A 2,922-nucleotide genomic window follows, 5' to 3' on the forward strand; every position below is an offset into this window, starting at 1 on the left:
CGGTGTCACCAGATGTCATAGCCGCGTTAACTGCCTCAATGACGGAAGGTGCAATAGGCACATCCATCTCTGCCACCCACAGCGGCAAAACATCAGGACCATAGTGCTGCCACTTGGCGCTGGTACGGGTTTTGAGCTGGTCGAGAGTGTAGCTAGTGAAGGGAGTACTCATTGCTTCAGCCTAGGGCTGGAGTCGAGTTATCTGCCAGTGACTATCCACAAGTTCGTAACGCACGCGATCATGGAAACGCATGGAGCGCCCCTGCCAGAATTCGAAAGCGTGAGGAATCACGCGGAAGCCACCCCAATGCTCAGGTCTGGGCACGACCGTGTCACCGGGGTACTTCGCTTCGAGTGCTGCAAGTTGCTTGTCCAGTTCCTCACGTGAAGCAATGGGTGCTGACTGGTCACTGGCTGCCGAGGCAAGCTGAGCACCCTTGGGGCGACGATTCCAGTAGAGGTCACTCACCTCTGCCACGGTGGGCTTGGCTTCGCCATAGACAATCACCTGGCGCTTGAGCCCATACCAGGGGAACAGCAGCGAGATGCTGGGATTGTGCAGCAGAGCCTTGCCCTTGCGGGAGGTGTAGTTGGTGACGAACTCGAGGCCGGTGTCGTCCAAACCCTTGAGCAGGACTGTGCGGGAACTCACAGCACCATCGGGATCGATGGTGCTGGCCACCATGGCGTTGGGCTCAAAGACGTCCTCGTCTTCAGCCTGCTTCAGCCACTGCGCAAACTGAGCCAGAGGATCAGGCAGCGCAATCGATTCGTCGAAGGGCACATTGCCGTAGTCGGTGTGACGAGAAAGTGAATCCATGATTTACGCCTTGGGTTTGAGTTCGCCACGGATGAGCTTGTGTTGAGCAGCCTGGGCAACCGGGCGAATCGTGATCATGTCCATGTTGACGTGGCTAGGAAGTTCAATGGCGTGCACAATCGCTTCGGCAACATCTTCAGCCACCAAAGGGTTCTTCACATCTGCATAGAGTGCGTCGACCTTGGCAGTGTCACCACCTAAACGGTTGAACGCGAACTCATCGGTCTTCACCATGCCGGGAGCAATCTCGAGAACACGGATCGGTTCACCGGCAAGCTCCAAGCGCAACACACCAACAACACCGTGCGCAGCAAACTTGGCCGCGTTATATCCGCCGCCGCCTTCATAAGGAACGAAGCCTGCTGTGGAGGTCACGGTCATGATGTCGGCGTGGCCGTCTGCTGCTGCCTTGCGGAGCAAGGGTAGCAGCGCACTGGTCACGCGCTGAACGCCAATGACATTGACGTCAAACATGCGCTTCCAGTCTTCAGGGTCGCTGTCTTCAACCGAGGAGGCGCCGAAGGCGCCACCGGCGTTATTCACCAGAGCGTGAACAGGGCCTGAATCGGCGAGGAAGTCACGCAGGGAATCCACGTCTTCTTGCTTGGTCACATCAGCAACAAAGGTGCTGATGCCGGTCTCAGCTTCGAGGGCAGCAAGGCGATCTGCTCGGCGGGCAACGCCGACAACCTTCCAGCCATGCTGGGCAAATAGACGTGCAGTAGCCTGACCAATACCGGAGCTAGCTCCAGTGATAACAACGCGACGAGTGCTCATAGAGCAAACTTACCGCGGTCGGCTGGCGTGTGTTTAGCCTGCGCGACGGCGACGCAGTACAGCGTCGAGGTCGAGCTGCGTTGATTCAGTTTCCGCAACAACACCCATGCCGGCCAGACGAGCGGTGACGCTGTCAGCAACAGGTGCCTGAACGGGAGTAGCTGGAACAGAGCGACGGAGGTTTTCCAGGCCAGCCTGATCCATGCTCATACGCTCAACCAGTGCCGACTCCTGAGCGTTCTGGCGCATACGGTCAGCAGCCAACTGCGACTGAACAACAGCCTGAGCCAGAGTTCCTTCGGAAAGGTGAAGTGGACGAGGCAGAGCAGTGGGGGTCCAGGTGCGAGTGGCAGGTGCCGCCTTGAAGTAACCCTGGTCAAAGACATCAGAAGCGAAGCGGTCAGCGTTCGCTGGAGCAACCTCTGCAGGTGCACTCACCGAAACAACAACTTCCTGAACTACCAACGCAATAGCGAAGGAGATGCAGGAGATAGCGAGGGTTTCCCAGCTTCCACCGTTGACTAGAAGGACAATGCCAGTAACAACTCCAGCGATGGTGGCCAGTAAGAAGACGGCACTTGCCAACCGGTTACGGCGAGCGCGGCGAGCAGCGGTCACAGCTGCTTCGTCATAGCCCACAGCACGACCGGTTGCCTGTCGAACCTGTGCACGGGCGGCAGCTTCTGCCTGGCGCAGGACACGCTTTTGTTCAATCACGGCGCGTGCGGATGCTTCCACGCGAATCTCCTCGGGAACGTCAGTGGTTTCAGCCAGCGCGCGGATGGTTTGTTGCATGCGCACGGCATTGCGCTCGGTCGCATCGAAGTTGCGACGGCGCAGGTAGGTCGGAATCAAATACACAACCCAGAGGGCAGCAGCAATAGCGAAAACTATGCCGCCACCGAACATTCCACCACTCATGTTTCTAAGTTACGAGTGAAACTCCCCGTTGCCCTTTAAGGGCAGGGTGTGTTGTTTTCCTGTGACGAAGCTGTTATCTACCAAGTGCATCAAAGTCAGCGGCAGGAACCATGCTGACATCGGCAGGAACGAGTCCCAACTGCCATCTATTCAAGACGCCCGCAGGCACTTCTTCTTGTGTGAGGGCGTAAGAAAAGTGGTCGCGCCAATCGCCGTTAATGTGGATATAGCGGCGACGTAAACCCTCATAACGGAAGCCCAGCTTCTCCACAATGCGCAGCGAAGCTGCGTTCTCGGGACGAATGCAGATCTCCATGCGGTGAAGACCCAAGTTCTGCAAGCAGTAATCCGTTGCCAAGGCAACGGCAGTGGGAGTGACACCCTTGCCTGCCACGCGTTCAGCA

General features: G+C 57.5%; 4 protein-coding genes. All 4 read right to left on the bottom strand.

The window, feature by feature from the left end; all coding sequences use genetic code 11:
• Nucleotides 1-181 precede the first annotated feature (181 nt).
• On the bottom strand, nt 182-820 hold the full coding sequence (pdxH, locus tag RR877_RS10235; protein ID WP_332628169.1) for a pyridoxamine 5'-phosphate oxidase: 639 nt from the start codon (nt 818-820) through the stop codon (nt 182-184).
• A gap of 3 nt (nt 821-823) precedes the next feature.
• Nucleotides 824-1,597 (bottom strand): SDR family oxidoreductase, encoded by a 774-nt coding sequence (locus RR877_RS10240; protein ID WP_332619057.1) that lies wholly within the window; start codon nt 1,595-1,597, stop codon nt 824-826.
• A 33-nt stretch (nt 1,598-1,630) separates the two neighbouring features.
• Nucleotides 1,631-2,518, bottom strand: coding sequence for a hypothetical protein (locus tag RR877_RS10245; RefSeq protein WP_332619058.1), 888 nt, complete (start codon nt 2,516-2,518; stop codon nt 1,631-1,633).
• A gap of 73 nt (nt 2,519-2,591) precedes the next feature.
• Nucleotides 2,592-2,922: GNAT family protein (locus RR877_RS10250; RefSeq protein ID WP_332628171.1), on the bottom strand; the 331-nt coding region annotated here is incomplete at its 5' end.

Origin of the sequence: Aurantimicrobium sp. (genome assembly GCF_036667855.1) — a bacterium.
Taxonomy (GTDB): Bacteria; Actinomycetota; Actinomycetes; order Actinomycetales; family Microbacteriaceae; genus Aurantimicrobium.

Coding starts and splice junctions, on each gene's coding strand:
- RR877_RS10245 (WP_332619058.1), bottom strand. CDS start 2,518: ATGAGTGGTGGAATGTTCGGTGGCGGCATAGTTTTCGCTATTGCTGCT.
- pdxH (WP_332628169.1), bottom strand. CDS start 820: ATGGATTCACTTTCTCGTCACACCGACTACGGCAATGTGCCCTTCGAC.
- RR877_RS10240 (WP_332619057.1), bottom strand. CDS start 1,597: ATGAGCACTCGTCGCGTTGTTATCACTGGAGCTAGCTCCGGTATTGGT.